The sequence below is a fragment of the Micropruina sp. genome, assembly GCF_047607385.1.
In the GTDB taxonomy this organism is placed as follows: Bacteria; Actinomycetota; Actinomycetes; order Propionibacteriales; family Propionibacteriaceae; genus Micropruina.
In genome coordinates this window covers 1-24,659 of record NZ_JASGDE010000088.1, presented here as the reverse complement: position 1 = coordinate 24,659, position 24,659 = coordinate 1, and the positions used below count along the sequence as shown (strand labels likewise).

General features: G+C 69.1%; 21 protein-coding genes. 10 read left to right on the top strand and 11 right to left on the bottom strand.

What is annotated here, in order from left to right; all coding sequences use genetic code 11:
• Positions 1-209: 209 nt before the first annotated feature.
• The gene (locus tag QM582_RS07970) at positions 210-857 is read left to right on the top strand and encodes an HAD family hydrolase (protein ID WP_415083331.1); all 648 of its coding nucleotides are present in this window, start codon (positions 210-212) and stop codon (positions 855-857) included.
• 196 nt (positions 858-1,053) lie between these two features.
• Here QM582_RS07970 and QM582_RS07965 read toward each other — a convergent pair whose 3' ends face one another.
• Positions 1,054-2,565, bottom strand: a complete 1,512-nt coding sequence (locus QM582_RS07965) for an acetyl-CoA hydrolase/transferase family protein (protein WP_415083330.1) — start codon at positions 2,563-2,565, stop codon at positions 1,054-1,056.
• A 120-nt stretch (positions 2,566-2,685) separates the two neighbouring features.
• On the opposite strand from QM582_RS07965, the gene QM582_RS07960 reads away from it, so the two are divergent.
• Positions 2,686-4,581, top strand: coding sequence for a prolyl oligopeptidase family serine peptidase (locus tag QM582_RS07960; protein ID WP_415083329.1), 1,896 nt, complete (start codon positions 2,686-2,688; stop codon positions 4,579-4,581).
• Between the two features lie 120 nt (positions 4,582-4,701).
• On the opposite strand, the gene QM582_RS07955 is transcribed toward QM582_RS07960, so the two are convergent.
• The 4 genes from QM582_RS07955 to QM582_RS07940 form a co-directional block, all read right to left on the bottom strand.
• Positions 4,702-6,072 (bottom strand): MFS transporter, encoded by a 1,371-nt coding sequence (locus QM582_RS07955; RefSeq protein ID WP_415083327.1) that lies wholly within the window; start codon positions 6,070-6,072, stop codon positions 4,702-4,704.
• On the bottom strand, positions 6,069-6,668 hold the full coding sequence (locus QM582_RS07950) for an ArsR/SmtB family transcription factor (protein WP_415083325.1): 600 nt from the start codon (positions 6,666-6,668) through the stop codon (positions 6,069-6,071). Before QM582_RS07950 ends, QM582_RS07955 begins: the two co-directional genes overlap by 4 nt.
• A 162-nt stretch (positions 6,669-6,830) precedes the next feature.
• Positions 6,831-7,691, bottom strand: a complete 861-nt coding sequence (locus tag QM582_RS07945; RefSeq protein ID WP_415083323.1) for a D-hexose-6-phosphate mutarotase — start codon at positions 7,689-7,691, stop codon at positions 6,831-6,833.
• A gap of 116 nt (positions 7,692-7,807) precedes the next feature.
• A complete protein-coding gene (locus QM582_RS07940) occupies positions 7,808-9,262 on the bottom strand; it encodes a sugar transferase (protein WP_415083322.1) in 1,455 nt (484 codons plus the stop codon).
• A gap of 505 nt (positions 9,263-9,767) precedes the next feature.
• Here QM582_RS07940 and QM582_RS07935 point away from each other — a divergent pair.
• The 5 genes from QM582_RS07935 (at position 9,768) to QM582_RS07915 (ending at position 15,076) form a co-directional block, all read left to right on the top strand.
• On the top strand, positions 9,768-10,553 hold the full coding sequence (locus QM582_RS07935; RefSeq protein ID WP_415083320.1) for an adenylyltransferase/cytidyltransferase family protein: 786 nt from the start codon (positions 9,768-9,770) through the stop codon (positions 10,551-10,553).
• Between the two features lie 162 nt (positions 10,554-10,715).
• Positions 10,716-11,909 (top strand): DUF1972 domain-containing protein, encoded by a 1,194-nt coding sequence (locus QM582_RS07930; RefSeq protein ID WP_415083318.1) that lies wholly within the window; start codon positions 10,716-10,718, stop codon positions 11,907-11,909.
• A 4-nt stretch (positions 11,910-11,913) separates the two neighbouring features.
• Positions 11,914-13,062: a Gfo/Idh/MocA family protein gene (locus tag QM582_RS07925; protein WP_415083317.1), complete on the top strand. Its 1,149-nt coding sequence runs from the start codon at positions 11,914-11,916 to the stop codon at positions 13,060-13,062.
• Between the two features lie 8 nt (positions 13,063-13,070).
• Entirely contained in the window at positions 13,071-13,934 is an 864-nt protein-coding gene (locus QM582_RS07920) for a hypothetical protein (protein ID WP_415083315.1), read from the top strand.
• Positions 13,934-15,076, top strand: a complete 1,143-nt coding sequence (locus tag QM582_RS07915; RefSeq protein ID WP_415083313.1) for a glycosyltransferase family 4 protein — start codon at positions 13,934-13,936, stop codon at positions 15,074-15,076. The genes QM582_RS07920 and QM582_RS07915 overlap by 1 nt, the downstream gene beginning before the upstream one ends.
• On the opposite strand, the gene QM582_RS07910 is transcribed toward QM582_RS07915, so the two are convergent.
• Positions 15,073-15,825 (bottom strand): CDP-alcohol phosphatidyltransferase family protein, encoded by a 753-nt coding sequence (locus QM582_RS07910; RefSeq protein WP_415083311.1) that lies wholly within the window; start codon positions 15,823-15,825, stop codon positions 15,073-15,075. The genes QM582_RS07915 and QM582_RS07910 overlap by 4 nt on opposite strands.
• 421 nt (positions 15,826-16,246) lie before the next feature.
• Here QM582_RS07910 and QM582_RS07905 point away from each other — a divergent pair, with 421 nt between their 5' ends.
• The 3 genes from QM582_RS07905 to QM582_RS07895 all read left to right on the top strand — a co-directional run bounded on the left by QM582_RS07905 (position 16,247) and on the right by QM582_RS07895 (position 19,177).
• Positions 16,247-17,251, top strand: coding sequence for a hypothetical protein (locus QM582_RS07905; protein ID WP_415083310.1), 1,005 nt, complete (start codon positions 16,247-16,249; stop codon positions 17,249-17,251).
• A gap of 97 nt (positions 17,252-17,348) precedes the next feature.
• Complete coding sequence (locus tag QM582_RS07900; RefSeq protein ID WP_415083308.1) at positions 17,349-18,269, top strand: sulfotransferase domain-containing protein; 921 nt, start codon at positions 17,349-17,351, stop codon at positions 18,267-18,269.
• Between the two features lie 20 nt (positions 18,270-18,289).
• The gene (locus QM582_RS07895; protein ID WP_415083306.1) at positions 18,290-19,177 is read left to right on the top strand and encodes a phosphotransferase; all 888 of its coding nucleotides are present in this window, start codon (positions 18,290-18,292) and stop codon (positions 19,175-19,177) included.
• Positions 19,178-19,239: 62 nt separating this feature from the next.
• Here the strand turns inward: QM582_RS07895 and QM582_RS07890 are convergent, their stop codons facing one another.
• From QM582_RS07890 to QM582_RS07870, 5 genes are read right to left on the bottom strand one after another with little or no spacing between them, the layout of a single operon-like run.
• Complete coding sequence (locus QM582_RS07890) at positions 19,240-20,490, bottom strand: sulfate adenylyltransferase subunit 1 (protein ID WP_415083304.1); 1,251 nt, start codon at positions 20,488-20,490, stop codon at positions 19,240-19,242.
• Entirely contained in the window at positions 20,490-21,392 is a 903-nt protein-coding gene (gene cysD / locus QM582_RS07885) for a sulfate adenylyltransferase subunit CysD (RefSeq protein WP_415083302.1), read from the bottom strand. Before cysD ends, QM582_RS07890 begins: the two co-directional genes overlap by 1 nt.
• Positions 21,389-22,153, bottom strand: a complete 765-nt coding sequence (locus QM582_RS07880) for a 3'(2'),5'-bisphosphate nucleotidase CysQ (protein ID WP_415083300.1) — start codon at positions 22,151-22,153, stop codon at positions 21,389-21,391. The genes cysD and QM582_RS07880 overlap by 4 nt, the downstream gene beginning before the upstream one ends.
• On the bottom strand, positions 22,143-23,366 hold the full coding sequence (gene cysC / locus QM582_RS07875) for an adenylyl-sulfate kinase (RefSeq protein ID WP_415083299.1): 1,224 nt from the start codon (positions 23,364-23,366) through the stop codon (positions 22,143-22,145). Before cysC ends, QM582_RS07880 begins: the two co-directional genes overlap by 11 nt.
• On the bottom strand, positions 23,363-24,310 hold the full coding sequence (locus tag QM582_RS07870) for a sulfite exporter TauE/SafE family protein (RefSeq protein WP_415083297.1): 948 nt from the start codon (positions 24,308-24,310) through the stop codon (positions 23,363-23,365). Before QM582_RS07870 ends, cysC begins: the two co-directional genes overlap by 4 nt.
• Between the last annotated feature and the right edge of the window lie 349 nt (positions 24,311-24,659).

The following is a 24,659-nucleotide window of genomic DNA, read 5'->3' as shown; positions in this document are numbered from 1 at the left end:
TCCGGCCCCGGACCCCGCGGGTCGCCGGTCAGCGCGGTCCCGGACGCCGGACCTGCTCGCCCGCACCCTTGTCGTGCCCTGCGACGCAGCCTGCCGGGGGTGCTCCCGCCGCACGACGCGGCGCCGATTCTCCGGGTATGCGGAGCGGGGCCGGCTCAGCGACGCATCCTCGGTCACACCACCCGAACCGGGCGATTAGGGTGAGCAGCGTGAATTCCGTCCCGCCCCGCACCGTCCTGTTCGACCTCGACGGCACCCTGGCCGACACGGTGCCGCTGATCGTGGCGTCCTATCAACATGCCCTTCCGCAGGTACTCGGCTGGCGGCCGACCCGCGAGCAGTGCACCGAGTGGATCGGGCGGACCCTGGTGGACACCTTCACCGCTCTCGCCCCGGACCGGGTCGATGAGCTGACCGCCTGCTACCTGGACTGGAACCTGGCCAATCACGACGCCTACGTCCGGCCGTTCCCGGGGGTGACGGAGTTGGTCGACGCGCTCGGCGAGTCGGGTCGCGGATTCGGGGTGGTGACGTCCAAACGGCTGCGTTCGGCGCAGGTCAGCCTGGACTGCGTCGGCCTGACCGGACGGATCCCGCTGCTGGCCACCGAGGAGGACACCGCCGCCCACAAGCCGTCGCCCGATCCGCTGCGGCACGCCCTGCACCGGCTGGGCGCCGAGGCCGCGGACGCCGTCTACGTCGGGGACGCGGTGGTCGACCTGCAGGCGGCGCGAGCCGCCGGGATGCGCAGCATCGCCGTCACCTGGGGAGCCGGGGACGAGACCCAGTTGCGTGCCGCCGGCCCGACCGCCGTCGTGCAGGACGTCGCCGAACTCCGGGCCGTCCTCGGCCTCTGACACCTCCGCCCCGGCCGCGACCCACCACTGGGCCCTCCCTAATCAGTTCTGCCCTCCCGTCGACGGGAGGGCAGAACTGATTAGGGAGGGCCCAGTGGGTCCGACGCCACCTGCGGGGGACAAGTGGCTCGAGGTCGCACCCTTCGAGCGCGGACGCCGTTGTCGCGCCCGAAGGATGCCGCAGGCGGCCGTCCGGTCAGGACGGCCGCATCGTCCCGGTCTCCAGGAAGCGCTGGTGCCAGCCCAGCGACAGCCGCAGGTCGTGCGGGGTCTGCATGCCGTTGCAGACCTTCTGGGCGTGCTCGAAGTACTCCCGCAGCATCGGCCGGTACGACGGGTGGGCGCACTTCTCGATGATCAGCCGGGCCCGCTGCTTGGGCGACTTGCCGCGCAGATCGGCCAACCCCTGCTCGGTGATCAACACCTGGACGTCGTGCTCGGTGTGGTCGTGGTGGCTGACCATCGGCACGATGCAGGAGATCGCGCCGCCCTTGGCGATCGACGGCGTCACGAACGCCGAGATGAACGCGTTGCGGGTGAAGTCGGCCGAGCCGCCGATGCCGTTCTGCATCCGCGAGCCCATGATGTGGGTGGAGTTCACGTTGCCGTAGATGTCGGCCTCGATCATCCCGTTGCAGGCGATCACGCCCAGCCGGCGGATCATCTCGGGATGGTTCGAGATCTCCTGCGGCCGCAGCACGATCTTGTCCCGGTAGCGCCTGGCTTCGGCGTTCATCCGATCGGCGTACTCCGGCGACAGCGAGAAGGCGGTCGCCGAGGCGACGCTCATCTTGCCCGAGTCGATCAGGTCGACCATGCCGTCCTGGATCACCTCGGTGTACGAGGTCAGGTAGTCGAACGGGCCGCTCATCAGCCCGGCCAGCACCGCGTTGGCCACGTTGCCGACCCCGGACTGCAGCGGCAGCAGGTCCTTCGGCAGCCGCTTCTTCTTCACCTCGTGGGTGAGGAACTCCAGGAAGAACCCGGCCATCCGCTCCGAGTCGGCGTCGGCCGGCTTGAACGGGGTGTTCCGGTCGGCGGCGTCGGTCTCGATGACGGCGACCACCTTGTCGGGATCGATCCGGTAGTTGCGCTGGCCGATCCGGTCACCGGTGTGGGTGAGCATCACCGGCTGCCGCTCGGGTGGCAGCCGGGTGCCGTAGTAGATGTCGTGCATGCCCTCCAGCTCGGCCGACTGCCAGGAGTTCACCTCGAGGATGATCTGCTCGGCGCAGTCCAGGAAGGTCTTGTTGTTGCCCACCGACGAGGACGGCACTGCCGAGCCGTCCTCCTTGATCGCGGTCACCTCGACGACAGCGGTGTGCAGCTTGCCCATGCTGCCGGCCCAGATCATCGGGGCCAGGTGGGAGAGGTGGATGTCGGCGTACTCGGAGACGCCCTCGTTGATCTTGCGGCGCATGATCGGGTCGGACTGGTACGGCGTCCGGAAGCCGACGCCGTCGACCTCGGCCAGTGCGCCGTCCAGTTCGGGGGCGGTGGAGGCGCCGGTGAACAGACCGATCTGGAACTCCTCGCCGCGCTCGTGGGCGGCCTTGATCTCGGACGCCAGCGCGGCCGGAACCTCCTTGGGGTAGCCGGCCCCGGTGAAGCCGCTCATCCCGACGTTCGTGCCCGGCTTGATCAGCTTGGCGGCCTCCGCCGCGGTGGTGATCTTCTTGCGCAGCTTCTTGTTGAGAACGCGGGACACGGCGGCTTCCTTCGTCGGAGTTGACTACTACAGGTCATAGTAATGAGCGTGTCGCCGCCCGGTGGCCGAATCGGTGACTTGCTGCGGCGAGAATCCGGAGCGGCGCTCTACGGTGGTCGAGTGACTCGAATTCCGCACGGTGCCTGGCCCTCCCCGATCTCTGCGGCCGCGCTGGCGCAGGCCGGCGTCCGGCTCGGCGAACCGCGCTACGACGGCGCCGATCTGTACTGGACGCAGGGCCGTCCGGCCGAAGCCGGACGGGTGGCGCTGCTCCGGGAACGTGACGGAGTGGTGGCCGAGGTGGCGCCGGAGCTCAACGTCCGGACCCGGGTGCACGAGTACGGCGGGGGCGCCTGGGACGTCCGCGACGGCGTGGTGGTGGTCAGTTCGCACCCGTCCGGGCAGCTGCTGCGGCTGGACGCCGACGGCACGCACCCGCTGACCCCTGAGGGGGAGTCGTGGCGCTACGCCGACCTGCGGGTCCGGCCGGAGCTCGGCATCGTGTTGGCCGTCCGGGAGGATCACTCGCAACCGGGCGAGCCGGTGAACACCCTTGTCGTGCTGCGGTTGAACGACCGCAACGCGGACGGCGGCACGGTCGTCGCCGAGGGTGCCGACTTCTACGCCTGCCCCGAGCCGAGCCGGGACGGACGGCTGGCCTGGACGGAGTGGCGACACCCCGACATGCCGTGGGATGCCTGCCTGGTCCGGGTCGGCCGCCTGGGGGTCTCGGCCACCGGGGCGGTGCTGGACGGCGTCCGGACGGTGGCCGGCGGGCCGGGGGAGTCGGCGGCGCATCCGCTCTGGCGCGGCCGCGAGCTGCTGTTCTGCTCGGACCGCTCCGGGTTCTGGGAGCTGTACGGCTGGGACGGGGAAGGCGTCCGGCAGCTGACCGATGCCGGCGCCGACCTGGTCGAGCCGTTCTGGGTGTTCGGACGCCGTCCCTACGCGCTGACCGGTGACGGCTCGGTGGTCGTCCGGCCCCGCATCGACGGCCGCAGCGCACCGATGCTGCTCACCGACGACGGCTACCGCGCGCTGGCGCCGGACGTGGTCGACTGCGACAGCCTGGACGCCCGCGGCGACCGGGTGGTGGCGCTGGCCCAGTTCGCCGACGCCCCGGACGCCGTGATCGAGCTGACCGCGACCGGCCGGCGGTTGGTGGATCGCTCGTCGCCGCCCAGCCTGGAGCCGGACGCGGTGAGCGTCGCCGAGGCGATCACCTGGCCAGGAGAAGCGGGTGAGGTGCACGGCTGGTTCTACGCCCCTCGCCCGTCGTCGTTGGTCGAGCTTGTCGAGACCCCTGCCGGGGACCCCGACCTGCCGCCGCTGGTCGTGATCAGCCACGGCGGACCGACCGCGTTCTCCACGGCAGGCTTCAGCCTGGCGGTGCAGTTCTGGACCACCCGCGGGTTCGCCGTCCTCGACGTCAACTACAGCGGCAGCAGCGGCTACGGACGGGCCTACCGCGACCTGCTGCGCGGGCAGTGGGGCGTCCTCGACGTCGCCGACTGCATCGCCGGCGCCCAGGCGCTGGCACGGGCCGGACGGGTGGACGGCGCCCGGCTCGCCATCCGGGGCGGCAGCGCCGGCGGGTACACCACGCTGCGGGCGCTCACCACGTCGAACGTCTTCGCCGCCGGCTGCAGCCGGTACGGCATCGGCGACCTGGCCGCGCTGGCGTCCGACACCCACAAATTCGAGGCGCGCTACCTGGACGGGCTGGTCGGCCCGTGGCCGGAGGCGTCCGAGGTCTACGCGGAGCGCTCGCCGATCAACCACGTCGACGCGCTCAACTGTCCGATGCTGATCCTGCAGGGCGCCGAGGACGCCGTGGTGCCGCCGAACCAGGCCGAGGCGATGGCGTCCGCGGTCGCCGCCAAGGGCCTGGACGCCGAACTGATCGTCTTCGAGGGCGAGGGCCACGGCTTCCGCAAGGCCGAGACGATCCGCCGCGCACTGGAGGCCGAGCTGGCCTTCTACGCCCGCACCTTCGGCATCGTCCTGCCCGGCTGAACCCTGCCCCGGCTCGCGACCCCGCGATCCCGCCCCGACCCCCGGCCCCTGCCGGTAAGCGCCGGCCGGACGCGCCGGTGGCGACGGCGACGGTGGCGACGGCGACGGCGGACGACTCGGCTACGTGCCGGCGTCCCGCTGGTCGGGTGAGGCCGCCGCCTCTGCTCGCGCGATCTCCTCGGCGGCCCGGATCTCGGTGGTGTTGATCCGGCGCCGGGCGTAGCACAGCAGCGACAGCTGGGCCATTCCGCCGATCAGGAACACCGCCCGCAACGCCCAGTCGCGGGGGAGCATGGTCTCGCCCAGGCCGACCAGCAGCCCGCCCAGCACGGTGCCGATCGCGATCGTTCCCCAGCCGAAGAAGCGGTAGACCGAGTTGACCCGGCCGAGCAGCCGGTCGGGGATCAGCCGCTGCCGCAGTGACACGGTGACCACGTTCCAGATCACCACGAAGACCCCGGACGCCACCCCGAGCATCCAGAACGGCACCACCCAGGGCAGCAGCCCCATCAACAGGATGGACAGGCCCATGCCGGCGATCGAGACCAGCAGCGCGGTGCCCGCGGTGAGCCGGGCGGTGACCCGTTCGGCGACCAGCGAGCCCAGCACCGCCCCGGCGGCCAGACCGGTGCTGACCAGGCCGAACTGCCAACCCTGGTACAGCTGCAGCACCTCTTGGACGAACAGCACGATGATCGCGAAGGACAGGTTGCTCAGCAGGTTCAGCAGGCCCAGCATAATGGCCAGGCTGCGGATCAGCCGATGGCTCCACAGCCAGCGGAAACCCTCGCCGATCTCGCCCTTCCAGTCGATCCGCCGCCCTCTTGCCGCGGCACCGGCGGGTAGGAAATTGCCCGCCAGGGCGAAGATCAGCGCGGCGCTCACCGCGAGCAGCCCGGCGTTGGCCAGGAACGGCAGGGCCAGGGCGACGGCGATCAGCACCCCGCCCAGCGGCGGACCCACGAAGCTGTTCATCGTGGTCTCGGCCGCCCACAGCCGTCCGTTGGCCCGCTCCAGCAGCGACCGGTCGACCACCGACGGCAGCAGCGTCTGCGCGGTGTTGTCCCGCAGCACCTCGGCGCAGCCCAGCAGCAGCGAGGCCAGGCAGAGCGCGGCGATCAGTGCCGGCCCGCCGGCCGGCTCGGGTGCTCCGGCGGCCAGCTGTTCGGGTGTCGGCAGGCCGCCGGAATCGAACAGCACCAGGACGCCGAGCGCGGCCACCACCGCGACCCGGCAGACGTCCATCCAGCCGATCAGGGCGCGCCGGTCGAAACGGTCGCTGATCACGCCGGCGGGCAGGCTGAAGAACAGCCAGGGCAGTCGTCCGGCCACACCGACCAGCGCGATCAGCAGCGCGTCCCGGGTCAACGCGGAAGCCAGCCAGACCAGCGCCACCGACATCAACCCGTCGCCCAGGTTGGCCGCCGTCGCGGACGCCAGCAGCTTGCGATAGTTGGCGCCCAGCGGCTTCCGCCCGGCGGCGGCGCTCATTCGGCGTCCCCTCCGGGCAGCGGCGGACGCCCGGTGGCGTAGAGCCCGAAGACGAGCGCGTAGGTGGTCTCCCCGGACGCCGGCTCGGCGCTGAACTCCATGATCAGCTCCTCCATCCGCCGCTTCCACTCCTGGGCGCGCCGGTGCGGGATCCGGGCGAACCGCACGTTCGCCGACATGATCGCGCCCGCGACCGGCGTCCGGCCGATCTCTGCGGCGGCCCGAGCGAGCACCCGCTCCTCCTCGCCGACGGCCTGGTGCTCGCGTCCGTAGAGGAAGACCCGGGCGGTGCGGCCGTAGTACTTCGCCTCCAGGGCGCGGACCCGCTCGGTCCGGACGACGTGCACCAGGCCTGCGTCCTGGAGCACCTTCAGGTGATGACCGACGGTCCCCTTGGGCTTGCCGAGCACCACGGCGAGCTCGGACGTGGTGGCCGCCCGCTCCAGCAACAGCGAGGTGATCTCCCGCCGAGTGTCCTCGAACAGGGCGCGGTACTGGCCGGGATCGGTGAGCTCCAGCGCCTCGGCCAGCTCGTAGTCCGGCGGCCGCAGACGGGGCTGGGGCGCGGGCGACGGCTCCGGTAAATGGTCGGTCATAACCGTATGGTCTGTTATTCCCGACCATTTGGCAAGAGGTGGTGCGTCAGCCCCAGGGCCTAGGGAAGGCGCTGATCAATGCGGCCTCTCGCTGGTTGAGCTTGTCGAAACCCGTTGCCAGAGCGGTCTCGACAAGCTCGACCAGCGAGAATCAGCGCTTCCCTAGCGGGGCAGCACCTCGATCCGCTGGCTGATCGTCCAGCTCTCGCCCGGCAGCAGGGTGACGGCGTCGGCGAACACGTTGGCCGCTTCGACGCACACCATCCCGGTCCACTCGCCAGGCCCCATGTCGGCCATCCCGGCGGCGGCCTGCTCCCAGGGATTCCACACCACGACATTGGCCGAACCCTCGGCGCTGAGCCGCAGTCCGCGTCCGAGACCCGGGTCGTCGACGGTCACCGCGCCCTCGTGCAGGTGTACCCGGTCGGTCGGCCCGGTGAGTCGCAGCGGCCCCTCCTGCACCTGGTCGAAGGCCGGTTCGGGGAGGTTCTTGTCCAGGTAGGTGGCGCCGTCCAGGCCCTCGATGGTGATCGCGCGGACGTCGCTGACCACCAGGTAGGTGTGCAGCGCCTCCTCGAGGGTGAAGGGCTCGTCGCTGGTGTTGCTGGCGTGCAGCGAGACCCGGAGGTGACCGGGGGCGAACTCCGCGGTCAGCCGGGCCCGGTAGTCGTGGGAGAACTCGGGCTGGCTTCCGGTGATCTCAGGACCGATGTCGTACTCGACGCGCAGCACCCCGGACCGCTCGGTCACCTCGGTGCGACGCCAGCCGACGGCGCGGACGAAGCCGTGCGCCGGCTTCTTGTCGCCGGTTAGTCCGGGTCCGAACCAGGGGAAACAGATCGGGATGCCGCCGCGGATCGCCGTGCCCGCGCGGTACCCGGAGGAGGAGCTGAGCCACAGCACCGGGTGGGATTCGCCGTCCGGCTGCCAAGCGGCGACGTTTGCGCCGTGGTCGAAGATCCGGTAGCGGCCGGCGGCGCCCTCGATGCCGGGCAGCGGAGAGGTGATCGCGGTGTGGGTCATGGGATCGAGGCTAACCCTCCCGGGGAAAAGAAAGAGCACTGCGGGGCCGAAAGGCCCCGCAGTGCTCCGGGGAGCCCGGGGGGATGGGCTCGTCTATGGGTTGGGGTGGCGGCGGATCAGTACGCGCCGCTCGACCCCAGGACGGCGCGGGCCGTCCGGACCAGGATCGACAGATCCTGCATGATGGACCAGTTGTCGACGTAGTAGACGTCCAGCCGGACCGTCTCGTCCCAGGAGAGGTTCGAGCGACCGGAGACCTGCCAGAGGCCGGTCAGGCCGGGCAGCACGTCGAGCCGGCGAACGGTGTCGCTGTCGTACTGCGCCACCTCCTTGGGCAGGGCCGGACGAGGGCCGACCAGGCTCATGTCGCCACGGAAGACGTTCCACAGCTGGGGCAGTTCGTCGATCGAGAACCGGCGGATGAAGTTGCCGACCTTGGTGATCCGGGGATCCTTGGCCATCTTGAACAGCACGCCGGCGCCCTCGTTCTGGGCCTCCAGCTCAGCCTTGCGGGCCTCGGCGTCGACCACCATGGAACGGATCTTCAGGCACTGGAACTCTTCGCCGCGGCGTCCGACCCGGGTCTGCTTGAACAGCACCGGACCACGATCTTCGAGCTTCACCGCGATGGCGACCGCGGCCATGATCGGGGCCGCCGCCAGCAGCAGCAGGCCGGAGCCGATGATGTCGAAGGCGCGCTTGCTCCACCGGGAGGCCTCCATCGCCTGCGGCCGCTCCACGTAGACCAGCGGCAGACCGGCCACCGGGCGGGAGCTGAGCCGCTCGGAGCTGATGTCGGTCAGCGCCGGGGCGACGATCATCTGGACGTCGAGCTCTTCGAGCTCCCAGGCCATCCGCTTGAAGTGCTGGCTGTCGGGGAAGGAACCCTCGGCGAAGATGACGGTGTCCACATCGGACTCGTGCACCAGGTCGCCGACCTCGCTGACCTTGCCCAGCACGGGCAGGCCGGACGGGGTCTCTTCGATGTCGGCCGTGGTCACGGCGCCGACCAGGCGGTAGCCGAGCCACTTCTCGCGACGCAGCACCCGGGCCACCTCGTCGATGTGCGCCGGCGAGCCGGCCACCAGAACCGAGGTCTGGAAGTGACCGCGGCGACGCAGGTGCATCAGCACCCGGCGGCGGGCCAGGCGGCCGACCAGCAGGGCCGGGATGCCGATCAGGAAGAGCAGCACGAAGAACCCGCGGGACAGGTCGTACATGGTCAGGTAGCAGCTGATGCCGATCGCACCGGCGAACAGGCCCGAACCGAGCGCCACCCGCTGGTACTCGACCATGCCGGTCTGCAGGTGGTGCAGCGAGTAGGCCCCGCAGGCGGCCAGCAGGGCCATCCAGACCGCGGGAATCGCGTAGTAGGCCCACACGGTGCCGGACGGGCCGAAGGTGTCGTTGACGAAGCCGAGGCCGAACCGCCAGGTGTAGGCGGCGTAGGCGGCGACGGTGATGAGCACGGCGTCCAGCGCGGCGACACCGGTCTGGCGCAGGGCGCCGTTGCGACGGGTGTTGGTGTTGAGGCCGCGAATCAGGCGCTGTTGCGCAGAGTGAACGCGCACGTCCAATGCAGTCATAACTTGAGATCCCCCCCGAGATACTGACGAACTCCCCCCGAGTTCGTAGGCAAGCACCCCCCAGCACTTGCTGTCGGCAAGTCTGGCACAAGCTGGTGGCGTGCGCAAGCTGACACGTTCAGTGGCGCGAGCGGTCAAGTCCGTTCTTTCTCACCATCGGTGACCGAACCCAGCCGGTTCCGGCGGATCGGGAAGAACTGCTTGCCAATTCCGTAGCCGCAGTGAAACGCAGACTTAACTTCGACTCACCGATTGGCGCCTGCTCTGAGACTTCGGCGGGTGCGCCGGCTCCGCCGGTCACCCGTGCCGTGCCGTGCCGTGCCACCCGGCCGGCCGGCCGGCCCGGGGTCGGCGCTGCTGCGCAGCCGGGGCCGTCGGTCGCCGGTCGGTGCTGCCGGCCAAGTTGGCATTGCCCGCCGGGTCGTGCGATTATCAGTGACTGTGTTGCCAGCGGGGGGTTGGCCGCACAGTATTCCGGGGGGAATCACAAGTGAGAACGGGCTATCTGCTGTCCGCCTTCGACATGGTTGATGTCGGAGACGTCGATGTCGTCAGGCAAGTTGCCGAGAGTGTTGATCGGGTCGAGGCCCGAGTCCTGTCCGATGAAGCGGTATTCGGCGTCACCGGACGCCGGCCGGTGATTCCGGCCCAGGAACGGCTGGAGATCGTCGGATCGCTCCGCGAGGTCTCCGATGCCGCGATCTACGACCCGTCCAGGCGGCTCAAGGCCGACGAGCGCGACATTGCCTACGGGCGTCAGGACGTCGGTGTCGGGAACGCGCAGGTCGACCGCTGGCTGCGGCCGCGGGCGAACCCGCAGACCGCGGAGAGGCTCGGGCAGGCGTCCGCGCTGGCGACGCACGACGGGATCCTGGGCTACGTGCCCGGCGCCTGGGACATGTTCCACATCGGGCACCTGAATATCCTCAAGCGGGCTCGGCAGCATTGCACGCGCCTGGTGGTCGGGGTTGTCACCGATGAGGCGCTGTTCCGGGCCAAGGGCAAGTACCCGATCGTGCCGTTGGCGGAGCGGATGCAGGTGGTGGCGGCGATGGACATCGTCGACGCCGTGGTGGTGGATTTCTCCACCAGCAAGCTCGAGGTGTGGGATCGCGTGCATTTCGACGTCCTGTTCAAGGGCGACGATTGGCGAGGCACCTCGAAGGGTGACCTGCTGGAGTCGGAGATGTCGGAGGTGGGTGCCTCGGTGCACTACTTCCCCTACACCGCGCACACCTCGTCCACCGCGCTGCGTCAGATTCTCGCTGCCCGCTGACCACAGCCCCGCGCGAGGGTGGCGTTCCGTTACGCGCTCCTCGCCCAGCCGGGGCGAGGCGGGCGCGGAGTGGCCGTTTCCCGGCTACACTGCTGACGCCGGTCGCCACCCCCGACTGCGGCGCATGCTGCAACGACCGTTCAATAAAGGAGTTTTCAGGCCTTGCCCGAGATCGATGATGAGGTCATCGAGGTCGACAGTCCTGCGCTGTCCGATGATCAACGACCAACTGTCCGCATTCTCGGCACCCACGGTGTGCCGGCGAACTACGGCGGTTTCGAAACCGCCGCCGAAAAGGTAGGCCTGCACCTGTTGGCCGCCGGCTGGCGGGTGATCGTGTATTGCCAGGTCGAGGGCCGTGGCGAGATCACCTACGACGAATGGAACGGCCTGGAACGGGTCAACGTTCCGGTGGACGTCCCGGGTTGGCGTGGCACCTCGCTGTTCGACCTGAAGTGCGTCAGGCACTCCAGCCAGTTCGACGACCTGTGCCTGGTGTTCGGGTACAACACCGGCATCTTCAACACCTGGCAGCGCTTCAAGCGCATCCCGATGGTGATCAACATGGACGGGATCGAGTGGTCGCGGGCCCGCTGGGGCTTCTTCCGGCAAGCGATCCTGTACGTGAACGAGCGCTTCTCGGCGTTCGCCGGCAACCATCTGATCGCCGATCATCCGCAGATCGAGAAGTACCTGTGGACCCGCGCGCCGAAGCGCAAGGTGACGATGATCGCCTACGGCGCCGACGAGGTGCTCGAGGCCGACGAGGCGCCGGTGCGGGCGCTGGGTCTGGAACCGGGCCGGTATCTGACGCTGATCTGCCGGCCGATCCCGGAGAACTCGATCCTCGAGTTGGTGCAGGGCTTCTCGGCCAAGCCGCGCGACTACAAGCTGGCGCTGCTGGGCAACTACGACCCGGAGAACGACGACTACCATCGCCAGGTGGTGGAGGCGGCCTCCGACGACGTGGTGTTCCTGGGCGCCATCTTCGACCCGGAGGTGGTCCAGCCGCTACGTTTCCACAGCGCCCTGTACCTGCACGGGCACACCGTCGGCGGCACCAATCCGTCGCTGGTCGAGGCGCTGGGCGCGGGCAACCCGGTGCTGGCGCACGACAACGTCTACAACCGTTGGACGGCCGGCCCGCGTCAGGCATACTTCACCACCGCGGACGACGTGGCCGTGGAGCTGGACGCGATCCTGGGCTCGCCGCAGCGGTTGGAGCAGATGAGCACGGCGGCCAGGGAGCGGTATCACTCCGGCCTGACCTGGTACCAGATCGGTGAGCAGTATCGCTTGCTGCTCAACCGATACCTACCCACGAACTCGAAAAAGACCGGATCTGGAAGGCACTGAAACGATGGTGAAAGTGGCCGTGATCGGCCTGGGCAAGATGGGCATCTCGCACCTGTCGATGGTGCGGGCGTTGCCCGGCGTGGAGGTCGTCGGCATCGTCGACGCCACCACCTACCTGCTCGGCGTCCTGAAGAAATACACGGGGTTGGCGACGTACACGTCGATCGACAAGCTGCTGGCGGCGGAGAAGCCGGACGCAGCGATCGTCGCGACCCCGTCGCGATTGCACTACCCGATGGTCAAGCAGCTGCTGGAGGCGGGAGTCGCGGTCTTCTGCGAGAAGCCGTTCACGCTCAGCGGCGCCGAGGGCGAGGAACTGGTCGAGCTCGCCGCGGCGAAGCACCTGGTCACCCAGGTCGGCTACCACAACCGGTTCGTCGGCGCCTTCGGCGAGGTGAAGCGGCTGCTGGACGCCGGCGCGATCGGCACCGTCAGCCACGGCCTGGCCGAGGCGTATGGGCCGGTGGTGCTGAAGCCGCAGGGCGGTACCTGGCGCAGCAAGAGCACCGAGGGCGGCGGCTGTCTGTACGACTACGCGGCACACCCGCTGAACCTGATCAACTGGTACCTGGGCGAGCCGATCGGGGTCGGCGGCACCGTGCTGAACAGCATCTTCTCCGCAGAGATCGACGACGAGGTGTCGTCCACCCTCTACTACGACCAGGACCGGACCGTCTCGGTCTCGGTGAACTGGTCGGACGAGTCGGTGCGCAAGATGACCACCCGGATCACCCTGTGGGGCACCGGTGGCCGGATCTTCGCCGACCGGCAGGAGATCCAGGTCTACCTGCGCGAGGACACCACGATTCCCGACGGCTACCAGCCGGGATGGAACGTCCGCTACACCACCGAGCTCACCGAGCCGGTCGAGTTCTACCTGCGCGGTGAGGAGTACACCGCCCAGCTGGCCCACTTCGTCGAACGGGTGCGCACCGGCGCGGTCGACGGCGAGAACACCTTCGCCTCGGCGGTGGTCACCGACAAGTTGATCGAGCGGATGATCGACGACTCCAAGCGCGGCCCGTCGGTGCGGCTGACTGATGCGGTGGCCGCCAAGGAGCCGGTCGCCGCGTCGTCGCTGCCGGCGCGGCTGCTGGGCGCCGCACGGTCGGGCATCAAGCGGATCCGGACCCTGGTGTCCGGCGGGAAGTGAGGACTGCGATGGACAAGCTGCTTTTCGGAGACAACCAGTTCTTCGGGGTCAACCACATGTCGGAGGAGAAGGCGCGGCAGCAGCAGATGCGCTTCCAGCGCACCGACGCCGTCATCGACGTGCTGAAGGACGCCTACGCCGAGGGTGTGACCACCTTCATGTGCACCACCCACGACCGGATCGGCGAGGTGGCGAATTACTTCGGCGAGCATCGCGATCAGTACCCGGACTTCACCTTCTTCCCGGGCATGCCCTACGCGCACAAGTACGCCAATGCGGTGACCACCGACGGCATGATGGGGGCGTTGAAGCGTTTCCTGCCGAACTCCGGCCTGGTGGACGCGGCAATGCGCGGTACGTCGTCGCTGGTCGGCAAGGACATCGAGGGCATCGTCACCTTGCTGATCGACGCCGAGATGAAGATGTTCGAGGGCCTGCCCACTCCGGTGATCTGGTTGCAGAACGTGGTCACCGACCTGCTGCTCGGGCTGGGTTTCAACGAGGCCTTCACGATCTTCGCCGATCACGTCCGGAGCAAGTACAACGCCGAGCCGGGCTTCATCACGATGAATCTGCCGATGCTCGCCGCGGTGCTGGACAAGCAGGGAATTCAGTCCCCGCTGATCTGCGCCAACATCAACAAGATCGGTTTCCGGATGTCCGGCGGCATGGACGCCTACCGCAAGGCGCTGGAGTCGCACGACTTCCGTCCGGTGGCCATGTCGGTGTACGCCTCCGGTGCGATTCCGGCCGACGAGGCGATTCAGTGGGTCTGTGAGCAGCCGAACATCGAGGCCATCGTGTTCGGCGCCTCGTCCCGGCGCAACATCGCCAGCACCAAGCAGTTGGTCGACACCTACTGGAAGAAGTGATGGCGGGCGACCCGGGCACCGTTCTGATCGCCAATCCCGGTGCCGATCTGTACGGCTCCGACCGAATGACGGTCGAGAGTGTGAAAGCGCTGGTGAACGGCGGTTTCACGGTCTTCGTGACGGTGCCCGGGCCGGGCCCGCTGATCGAACTGCTGACCGACGCCGGCGCGACGGTGCTGGAGCAGCCGACGCCGATCATTCGCAAGAGCCTGCTCTCGCCGGGTGGCCTGGTGCAGCTGGTGCGCGAGACGCTGAGCGCCTGGGCGCCGTCCTGGCGGCTGTTGAAGCACACCAATGCGGGGACGGTGCTGGTGAACACCATCACCCCTCCGCTGTGGTTCCCGCTGGCCAGGCTGGCCGGGCGCAACCTGGCCTGCCACGTGCACGAGGCGGAGCGGGCCACCAACCCGCTGTTGCGCTCGGCGCTGTACCTGCCGTTGGTGTTCTGCCGGCGGATCGTGATCAACAGCCGGTTCTGCCTGGATGTGCTCGCCGAGTCTGCTCCCTGGCTGGTGAAGCGGGCCACCATCGTGCACAACACCGTGCCGGGGCCCAGCGAGGTGGTGCCGCCGCGCGAGCAGCTGACCGGCGCGGCGCGGCTGATGTACATGGGCCGGCTCTCGCACCGCAAAGGCCCGCACGTGCTGGTCGATGCGGTCGAGCTGCTCAAGCGGCGCGGACGCCGGGTGCGGCTCACCCTGGTCGGCGCGGTCTTCCCCGGGAACGAGGCCTACGAGGAGGGTCTGCGGCGCCAGGTGGCCGAGCTCGGCCTGGACGACGAGGTCGAGTTCCTCGGGTTCCGTTCGGTGATCTGGCCGACGCTGGCCGACAACGACATCGTGCTGATCTCGTCGGTCGGGGACGAGTCCTTCGGGAACACCGCGGTGGAGGCGTCCCTGGGCGCCCGTCCGGTGGTGGTCAGCGACATCCCCGGCCTCCGGGAGGCCAGCCAGGCCGCGTCCGCGGCCATCCGGGTGACGCCCGGCGACGTCACCGGGTTCGCCGACGCCGTGGAGACCATCATCGACGACTGGGCCGGCTACCGGGCGGCGGCCGTTCGCGACGCCGAGACGGTCGCCGAGAAGTTCTCCGCCGCCCAGTACGGACGCGGGTTGATCGACGCGATGGGTCTGAGCCGCTAGCCGGCCAGTTCGGCGTCCAGGGCACGCAGCCGCCGGTACCAGGCACCCAACACCAGGAAGGTGTAACCGGCGTTGGCCACGGTGAGGAAGAGATAGAACCACTGGAAGGCCACCGGGACGGCCAGCAGCAGGAACGACAGCGCCAGCAGCCCGTAGTCGGTGGGCAGCTTCAGCAGCGACATCAGGGGCGACGCGGCGGACGGCGCGGGTGTGTCGTCGCCCTTGCGCAGCCGAGCGTTGCGGGTCAACAGATCGGTCAGCAGCATCCCGAAGAAGTGGATGACGTAGACGGCGGCGAAGACGACCGGCACCAGCAGCCAGATCGGCGTGACGTCGAAGAACCGGTACATGGAGATCAGCACCGCGAGGTGCAACGTGGCGATCTTGAACGAGTCGATCACGTGGTCCAGCCACTCGCCGGTCAGGCTGCCGCCGCCGCGCAGCCGGGCCAGCTGACCGTCGGCGGCGTCCAGGGCGTAGCCGAGGACGAGCGCGACGGTGACCCCGACGGCCAGCGCCGGGCTGGGTGGCACCAATGCGATCAGCAGGATTCCGGTGAAGGTGAACAGGGCGCTGACCGCCGTCACCTGATCGGGCGTCATGCCCAGTCGATGGGCGACGGCCGCGAACAGCCGGCCGAGCGGCCGGTTCACCAGCAGCGAATAGATGGGTGCACCCTTCGAGCTCTTCTGAGCAGCCTGCAACTGGGCGTAGTTGATCCGGACCGCAGAGTGCTGCGAAGTCGTCATGAGCGTTGTGTCCCTGTCGTAGCCGGGAATGAAGACACCCCGGGGGTGTGGGACGTCGCCGGACAGTTTACGCCACCCGATGGACCGGAACGCGCCGCGTGTCAATACCGCCGTCGAACGCAGCTGTGCCTTTTCGTCGGTTGGCGAGCCGACAGATGGCGGCCACGTCGGCGACGATCGCAGTTGTCACCCGGGTGGGGGACTGCCACGATCGGATACCGACGCCGATCCGACGAAAATGACAGCGTCGGCCACTTTCGAGCCGGGAAAGTTTCGCGACCGTTCGTGCGGGCCGTATCGTTGGCTGCATCGTTGGAATCAGGGCACAACACGTCACCCCCGGCGTGCCCGTCGACGTCTCGGGCAGAAAACTGTGGGGAGTTCGTGCTGTCGTACAGGCGCGCAGCGGAAATGGACGGGTATGAGGCTTCGGCAGGTTGCGGCGCCGGTGATCGGAGCGATGATGTTCTGCGCGTCGGTCGGGCTGGTCCAGCCCGTGGCCACCGCAGACCAGGAACGACAGGTCGAGTTCGTCATCACCGACGACCGGATCGCCGGCTCCTCGGGCCTGGCCGCCGACCCGGTCAACCAGGTGTACTGGACGATGAACGACGTGGGCGATCCGGGCGTGGTCTACGCCGTGGACAAGTCGGGCAAGACGGTCGGCACGCTGCGCTACGACGCGGCCCCCACCGATGTGGAGTCGATCGCCTACAGCGACGGACGGCTGTACGTGGGCGACACCGGGGGCAATAGGGAGAAGCGCCCGGTCTTCACCGTCTACGAGTTCACCCGGCCCCGGCCGGACAACTCCGTGCAGCCCTTCCGCGCCTTGCGCTTCTCCTACCCCGACGGCCCGCACGACACCGAGGCGATGCTGGTGGACTCCCACGGGCGGTTCACCTTCGTCACCAAGGGCGCCGAGCAAGGGCTGATCTTCACCGCGCCGGCGCAGCTGTCCAGCACCGAGCCGAATCCGCTCACCCAGGTGGGGGAGGCCCCGCAGTACGTGACCGACGGCACGGTGCTGGCCGACGGCCGGATGATCCTGCGCAACTACGTGGCGGTCTTCCGGCTCGATCCGGCCTCCTGGCAGATCGTCGCCGCCGCCGGGACGCCGCCGCTGAAGCAGGGCGAGTCGGTGACCGCGCCGTTGCGTGGACGCGGCCTGTTGATCGGCTCGGAGGGCAAGGAGTCCGAGGTGCTGCGGGTGCCTGTTCCGACCACGCTGGGGCGACTGCCGACCATTGCGAACTCGCCGGCCGTGGAGCCGTCCGCATCGGCCACCCCGAGCGCGTCGCCGGAGCAGCACCCGGACTCCGGCCAGACGACCGGACTGTTCGTCTACGGCGCCGGGGGCCTGCTGGTTGCCGCCGGCCTGGCCACCGTCTTCCTGCGTCGCCGCGGCGGGAGAGCTTCGAAGTGACACACCATTCATGGCCCTGTGGACCGGCGCCGGCGGTCCACAGCGCAGTGCAGGAATCGCTGGCGCGCGTTCGACAATCCAGAGAAGAGGAACTGTGATGACACCCTCCGCAGGCCTGAAGAATTCGGTCTCCACCGCCAAGCGGCTGCTGATGAGGACAGGCAGTGAGGCGTTCCGGGTGATCGGCTCGGCAACGGCCGATCTGCGTCCGCTGCCGGACTTCCTGCTGATCGGTACCAAGCGCGGTGGCACCACCTCGCTCTACTACGACCTGCTGCAGGTGCCGCAGATCGTCACCATGTTCCCGTCCGCCCGCTTCCTGCCGAAGGCGAACGAGACCAAGGGCGTGCACTTCTTCGACAGCTTCTACGGCAAGGGCATGCGCTGGTACCGCTCGTACATGCCGACGGCCGGGTCGCGGGCCCGCGCCGAGCGTCGGCTGGGCAAGCCGGTGGTGGTGGGCGAGGCGTCCCCGTACTACCTGTTCCACCCGCTGGCCGCCGCCCGTGCCTACGCCGCGATGCCGAACGCGAAGATCGTGGCGCTGCTGCGGGACCCGGTCGAGCGCACTCACTCGCACTGGAAGGAGCGCCGGCGCAGCAACGCCGAGCCGCTGGACTTCGCCGAGGCGCTGGCGGCCGAGGAGCAACGGCTGGCCGGCGAGGAGCAACGGATCATCGCCGAGGCCCCGCACTACATCAGCTACCCGCACGAGCAGCAGTCCTACGTGGCGCAGAGCCGCTACGTGCACGGCCTGCGCCGCTGGGCCGACCTGTACGGCATGGAGAACATCCTGGTGCTGGCCAGTGAGGACTACTACGCCGACCAGCCGGCCGCGGTGGCCACCGTCTCCCGGTTCCTCGGCCTGGACGCCCCCGACCTGGAGATCGGCGGGCACCTCAACGCCGCCCCCGGCGGCGCCATGGATCCGGAACTGCGCAAGCGGCTGCAGGAGGGTTTCGCCGAGGACAACGCCGCACTGGAGCAGCTGATCGGGCGCCGGCTGCCGTGGCAGTGAGCCTGCGGACGGACCGGAGCGTGGTGCGCTTTCCGCGCACCGGTCACATCTGGATCCCCCGGCACGGCCGTCGCGCTGCGGCCGCCGGGATCGCGATGCACTCGCCGTGCCGCCCGATCGCGGTCGCGGCGCAGCGCGCCCTGTACCTTGCCGTCCGGGTGGCCGGCTCCCGGGTGATCCCGGGGGAGCGCGGCGTCCGGACCGATCCGTTGCCGGACCCGGAGTGGCGGGACCTGCTGGAACAGTGGCAGTCGGTGGTCGGCTCGTTCGACGACCTGGTGCTGTACCGCCGTCCGCAGGCCGGACGTGCCGGCTTCGCGGCGCTGTTGCTGCGGGACGGGCGCGGGGTCGGTTTCGCCCGCTTCCATCCCGAGCCGACCCGGATCGAACGCGAGTTCGCCTTGATGACGTCCGTGTACGCGGCCAAGCCCAGCAGTTTCGGGGTGGCGCGACCGCTGGCCCGGGGACGGCTCGACGAGGGCGGCGGTTGGCTGGTCAACGAGTCGCTGCCCAACTATCCGCTGGGAGCGGTCCGGGACCCCGCCGTCCGGAACCGGGTGGCGGACGAGATCGGCGAGGTGCTGGCCGTGGTGCTGCCCCGCGGCGACGACGTGCCCGCTCACTGGCGTCCGGCGCACGGCGACCTGGCCCCGTGGAACCTGCGGACCCTGCTGCGCGGCACGGTCCGGGTGATCGACTGGGAGGACGCCTGCTATGCGCCGCCCGGGGTGGACCGGCTGTACGGTGCGCTCACCGCGCACACCACTTTCGGCACACCGCTGCCCAGTTCCGCACCCGGCGAGGCGATCGACTGGGTGACCACGCTGATCGTCGGACGGATGCAGGTCAGCAGCGAGGCGGGCAACCGCGCCCAACTGGACCTGCTGGCGACCATAGCGGCCGAGTGACCAGAACCGAAGGACCCGCTCACCGTCGGCGGTGAGCGGGTCCTTCGTGTGTCGAGGCGGGATCAGTTCAGGAAGCCGGCGCCCACCGTGCGGTTGGTGGACTCGTCGACCAGGATCACCGAACCCATCACCCGGTTGGTGTTGTAGTCGTCCATGAACAGCGGCTTGGTGCAGCGCATCCGCACCCGGCCGATGTCGTTGAGGCCCAGCGAGGTCACCGAATCGTCGCGGTGCAGGGTGTTGATGTCGATCCGGTACAGCACCTCGCGGATCTTCACCCGCGCCCAGGTGGTGGTGTGCTTGAGCGCCAGGGTGCGGCCGGGGGACAGTGCGGTGGTCTCGTCCATCCAGCAGATCCGCAGGTCCAGGTCCTGACTCGGCTCGACCGGATTGTTCGGCCGGACCAGCAGGTCACCGCGGGAGATGTCGATCTCGTCGGCCAGCCGCAGCACCACCGACATCGGCGGGTAGGCGCTGTCCTGCGGGCCGGACGGGCCGTCGATCGCGGTCACCGTCGAGGTGAAGCCGCTGGGCAGGGCCATGATCGGGTCGCCCACCTTGATCACCCCGCTGGCCACCGTGCCGGCGTAGCCGCGGTAGTCGCGGTTCTTGGCCTGCTGCGGCCGGATCACGTACTGCACCGGGAACCGGACGTCGGTGAGGTTGCGGTCGCTGGCCACGTGCAGGTGCTCCAGGTGGTAGAGCAGCGACGGGCCGTCGTACCACGGCGTCCGGTCGCTGCGGGTCACCACGTTGTCGCCGGCCAGCGCCGAGATCGGGATGAAGGCCAGGTCGTGCACGTTCAGCCGGGTCGAGAAGGCGGTGAACTCCTCGACGATCGAGTCGAAGGCCTCCTGGGCGTAGTCGACCAGGTCCATCTTGTTGACGCAGACGATCAGATGCCGCACGCCCAGCAGGGTGGTGAGGAAGGCGTGCCGGCGGCTCTGCTCCGTCATCCCCTTGCGGGCGTCCACCAGGATCAGTGCGGCGTCCGCGGTGGAGGCGCCGGTGACCATGTTCCGGGTGTACTGCGGATGCCCGGGGGTGTCGGCGATGATGAATTTGCGGTTCGGCGTGGTGAAGTAGCGGTAGGCCACGTCGATGGTGATGCCCTGCTCCCGCTCGGCGCGCAGACCGTCGGTGAGCAGCGCCAGGTCGACGTAGTCGTCACCGCGCTGGTTGCTGACCCGCTCGACCGCCTCGTACTGGTCGATGAAGATGCCCTTGGAGTCGTACAGCAGGCGTCCGATCAGCGTGCTCTTGCCGTCGTCCACGCTTCCGGCGGTGGCGAACCGCAACAAGTCTCCCGACATCAGAAGTACCCTTCCTTCTTCCGGTCTTCCATTGCAGCTTCGCTGACCTTGTCGTCGGCCCGGGTCGCGCCCCGCTCCGTGTAGCGGGTCGCCGCGATCTCGGCGACGATCTTCTCGTTGGTGTCGGCCTCCGACTCGACGGCGGCGGTCAGGTTGGCGTCGCCCATGGTGCGGTAGCGGACCGAGCGGGTGAACACCTCTTCGCCGTCGCGCGGACGGATGAACTCGTTGACCGCGTACAACATGCCCTGCCGCCGGACCACCTCACGCTCCTTGGCGTAGTAGAGGTTCGGCAGCGGCAGTCGCTCCTCGGCGATGTAGGCCCAGGTGTCCAGCTCGGTCCAGTTGGACAGCGGGAACACCCGGATGCTCTCGCCGACGTTCACCCGGCCGTTGTACAGGCTCCACAGCTCGGGACGCTGGTTCTTGGGATCCCACTGCCCGAACTCGTCGCGGAAGGAGAACACCCGCTCCTTGGCCCGGGCCTTCTCCTCGTCACGGCGGGCGCCGCCGAACAGGGCGTCGAAGCGATGCTCCTCGGCGGCCCGCAGCAGCACCGGGGTCTGGATCCGGTTCCGGGAGCCGTTGGACTCCTCACGGACGAAGCCCTGCTCGATCGCCTCCGGGACCGACGCCACCAGCAGCTGCACTTCCAGCTGCTCGGCCCACCAGTCGCGGAACGAGATCACCTCGGCGAAGTTCAGCCCGGTGTCCACGTGCATGAACGGGAACGGGATCCGGGACGGTGCGAAGGCCTTGCGGGCCAGCGCGCTCATCACCACGGAGTCCTTGCCGCCCGAGAACAGCAGGCACGGACGCTGCATCTCGGCAGCCACCTCACGAATGATGTGGATGCTCTCCGCCTCCAGCGCTCGGAGCTGGCTCAGTACATATGTGCTCATTGATTTCCTTCGATCTGCGCCAACAGTGCCACCAGTTCGGCCGCCTTGGACGGGTGGCAGACCAGCAGGTCCGGCAGCCAGGGATTCTCACGGTTGTAGACCAGCGGGGATCCGTCCAGCCGGCTGGCGTGCAGGCCGGCTCCCAGCGCCACCGCGACGGGGGCGGCCGAATCCCATTCATACTGGCCGCCGCCGTGGATGTAGGCGTCCGTCTCACCGGTCACCACCGACATCACCTTGACCCCGGCCGAGCCCATCGGCACCAGCTCGACGTCGAGGTGCTTGCCGAGCTCGGTGACCAGGCGCGGCGGACGGGTACGGCTCACCGCCACCCGCAGCGGCCGGCCGGCGGTGTCCGGGAAGGTCACCGGGGCCGCGTCCGAGCGGTGCACCAGGTTGCGCGCGGGCAGGCCCACCACACCCGCGGTGAGACCGGCGGCCCGGGTCCACAGCGCCACGTGCACGGCGAAGTCGGGGCGCCAACCACCCTCCGGCGTCCGTTCGGTGAACTCGCGGGTGCCGTCCAACGGGTCGATGATCCAGACCCGGTCGGCGTCCAGCCGGCGGAGATCGTCCGCGGCCTCCTCGGACAGCACGGCGTCGTCGGGACGCTGTGCTGCCAGCTCGCGCAGCAGATAGGTGTTGGATTCGGCGTCACCGGTGGCGCCGTCGATGTCGTCGCCGAGCTGCTCGCGCAGCCGGAGCAGGATCTCTCCGGCGCCCTGAGCGAGGGCGGTGGCGAAGTCCAGATCAGATGTCATAGCTGGGTCCCTGGTAGAGGTGGCTGCCGGAGGTTCTGGTCAGGGCGTCGGTGCCTCGGCGGACGGCCCGGGCCTCGAGTTCGGCGAAGACCACCTCGACGGCGTCGGTCATCGAGGTGGTGGAGGTGTCGATCACCAGATCGGCGTGGGTCGGCGCCTGGTAGGGCGAGTCGATCCCGGTGAAGTTCGGGATCTGGCCGGCCCGGGCCAGGGCGTAAAGGCCCTTGCGATCCCGCCGTTCGCATTCCTCGATCGGGGTGGAGACCCAGACCTCCAGGAAGTCGGCGTTCAGGTTGCTGGCCATCGTGCGGGCCTCGGCCCGGATGTCGGCGAACGGGGCGATCAGGGCGGTGATGGCGATGGCGCCGTTGCCGGCCAGCAGCGCTGCGACCCAGCTCACCCGGCGGACGTTCGCCGCGCGTCCGGCCTCGTCGAATCCGAGACCGGCGGAGAGCATCCGGCGCACGTCGTCGCCGTCGAGCAGATTGACCGGACGATCGCTGCGCGCCTCGACGGCGTCCCGCAGGGCCTTCGCCAGCGTCGACTTGCCCGAGCCGGACAGCCCGGTGAAGAACACCACGGTGCCGCCTCGATCCTGGGTCGACGGGCCCGCGCCGTCGCCGTCGCCGACGGTGACGTGGTGCAGAGCACCGAACGCCTGGGCCACCGCGGCCGGCTCCGGCAGCACCGGACGGCGCAGGACGTCGCCGTCGGCGTCACCGGGCCAAGGCACCCGCACCACGGTGTGCTCGGCCTTTGGCTGGGCGTCGGCGACGGACTGGATCTGTGCCACCAGTTCACGGCCGGAGCGGGTCCGGCCGGCGAGCACCAGCCAACTGACCCGCATATCGTGGTGCATGAGCACGTCGACGCGGGCCAGATCGGCATGGGACGGAAGCCCCTTGACCACCACGGCGAGGTCGGCGGGCTCCCCTGCGGTGAGCTCCGGCTCCACCGGCCGGAGGGTCTCGGTGGACGCCATCGCGCCCTCCATCCGGCCCAGCAGCAGCGGCGTCGCCTCGATGTCGCGAATGACGAACGCGGGTTTTCCGCCGAGTTGGGCCAGGCCGTTCTCGGTGAGTTGGAACCCGGAACCGGTGAGCCCGCGCTGGCATAGGTCGACGAGATCCAGGTCGACCCCCTCCACCACTATCGAAGGAAGTTCCGAGATCTGCTCCCAGGCGGGGCCGTCGTATTGTGCGTCGTTGGTCACTGCGATGTGTCACCACCTGACTCGAGAGTTTGACCGGTCCTGGTGCGGGCCCGGGTGCCGCGATATCGCCGGCGCAGGAACGCCCAGACCACCGGGCCGAGCACGATGGCGGCACCGGAACTGATCAGCACCCACTCGGTGGAGGCGCCGACCAGCTTCAGTCCGGACGCCATCAACAGAATGGCCAGCGCGCGCCGGATCAATCCACCCGGTGCCCGGGCGGAGACCTGGGCGCCGATGAACGTCCCCGGAATTGCGCCGATCAGCAGCGCGACGGTCAGGCCGAAAGAGACCTCGCCGAAAAGCAGGTGGCCCAGCGACGCCGACGCCACCAGCGGAATGGCCTGGACCAGGTCGGTGCCGACCAGCTGGGACGGCTTCAGGGTGGGGTAGACCAACAGCAGCAGGGTGATGATCAGCGAGCCGGCGCCCACCGAGGTGAGGCCGACCAGCAGTCCGCCCAGTGCGCCCAGCAGCACGGTGATCAGCCGCTTGACTTGGAGTTCCGGTCGCTCCGGCTCGGCCGGGCCCTCACCCGCGGCGCTGTTGTAGCGCAGCATCGTCGACCAGGCGCGCATGATCAGGCCGCCCGAGGTGATCAGCAGGGCAGCGCCCAGAATCGTCAGCAGGGTCTGCTCGAAGCCCTCGTGGATGCGCAGCCGGTCGACCAGGACCGCGCCCAGGAATGCCGACGGAACCGAGCCGATGCATAGCCACATAACCAATGGAAGATGTGCCGTCTTGCGGACGATGTGGACAATGGCGCCGGCCGGCTTCATGAACAGACTGGTGACCACATCGGACGAGATCGCGGTCAACGGATTCACATTGAAAAAGAAGACCAGGGCCGGCGTCATCAGCGCACCGCCGCCCATGCCCGTCAATCCGACGACGAATCCGACGGCAAGTCCGGCGAGCACAAAGGCCGGATTGACGTCGAGCATCGGGCGTCCCTTCAGTGGCGAACTTTTGGGCGAACAGCATCCTACAGATACGGCGCGTTGCCGGTGTGCCGGGTTGGGTGCCGTGGCCACCGACCGGAGGAGACAGGGGGGTGTTCCGATACGGTGCGCCCGCGAGTTTACCTGACTCCGACCGCCGGTGCACCTCGTCGACGTGGGCGAGTTACGTCGCCGGCGAGCGGGTTCGTCCGCGTTTCCTGAAGAAAATTCGGAGTGCCGGACCCGGGTCGGGGCCGAGGATCGGCGGGCCCCGGTTTCCCGGGTCCGATTCTCTCGGCGGCCGGGTCGGGTCGACCGCCGGGCGCCGAGCCGGCCGGTGCCGGCTCGGGCG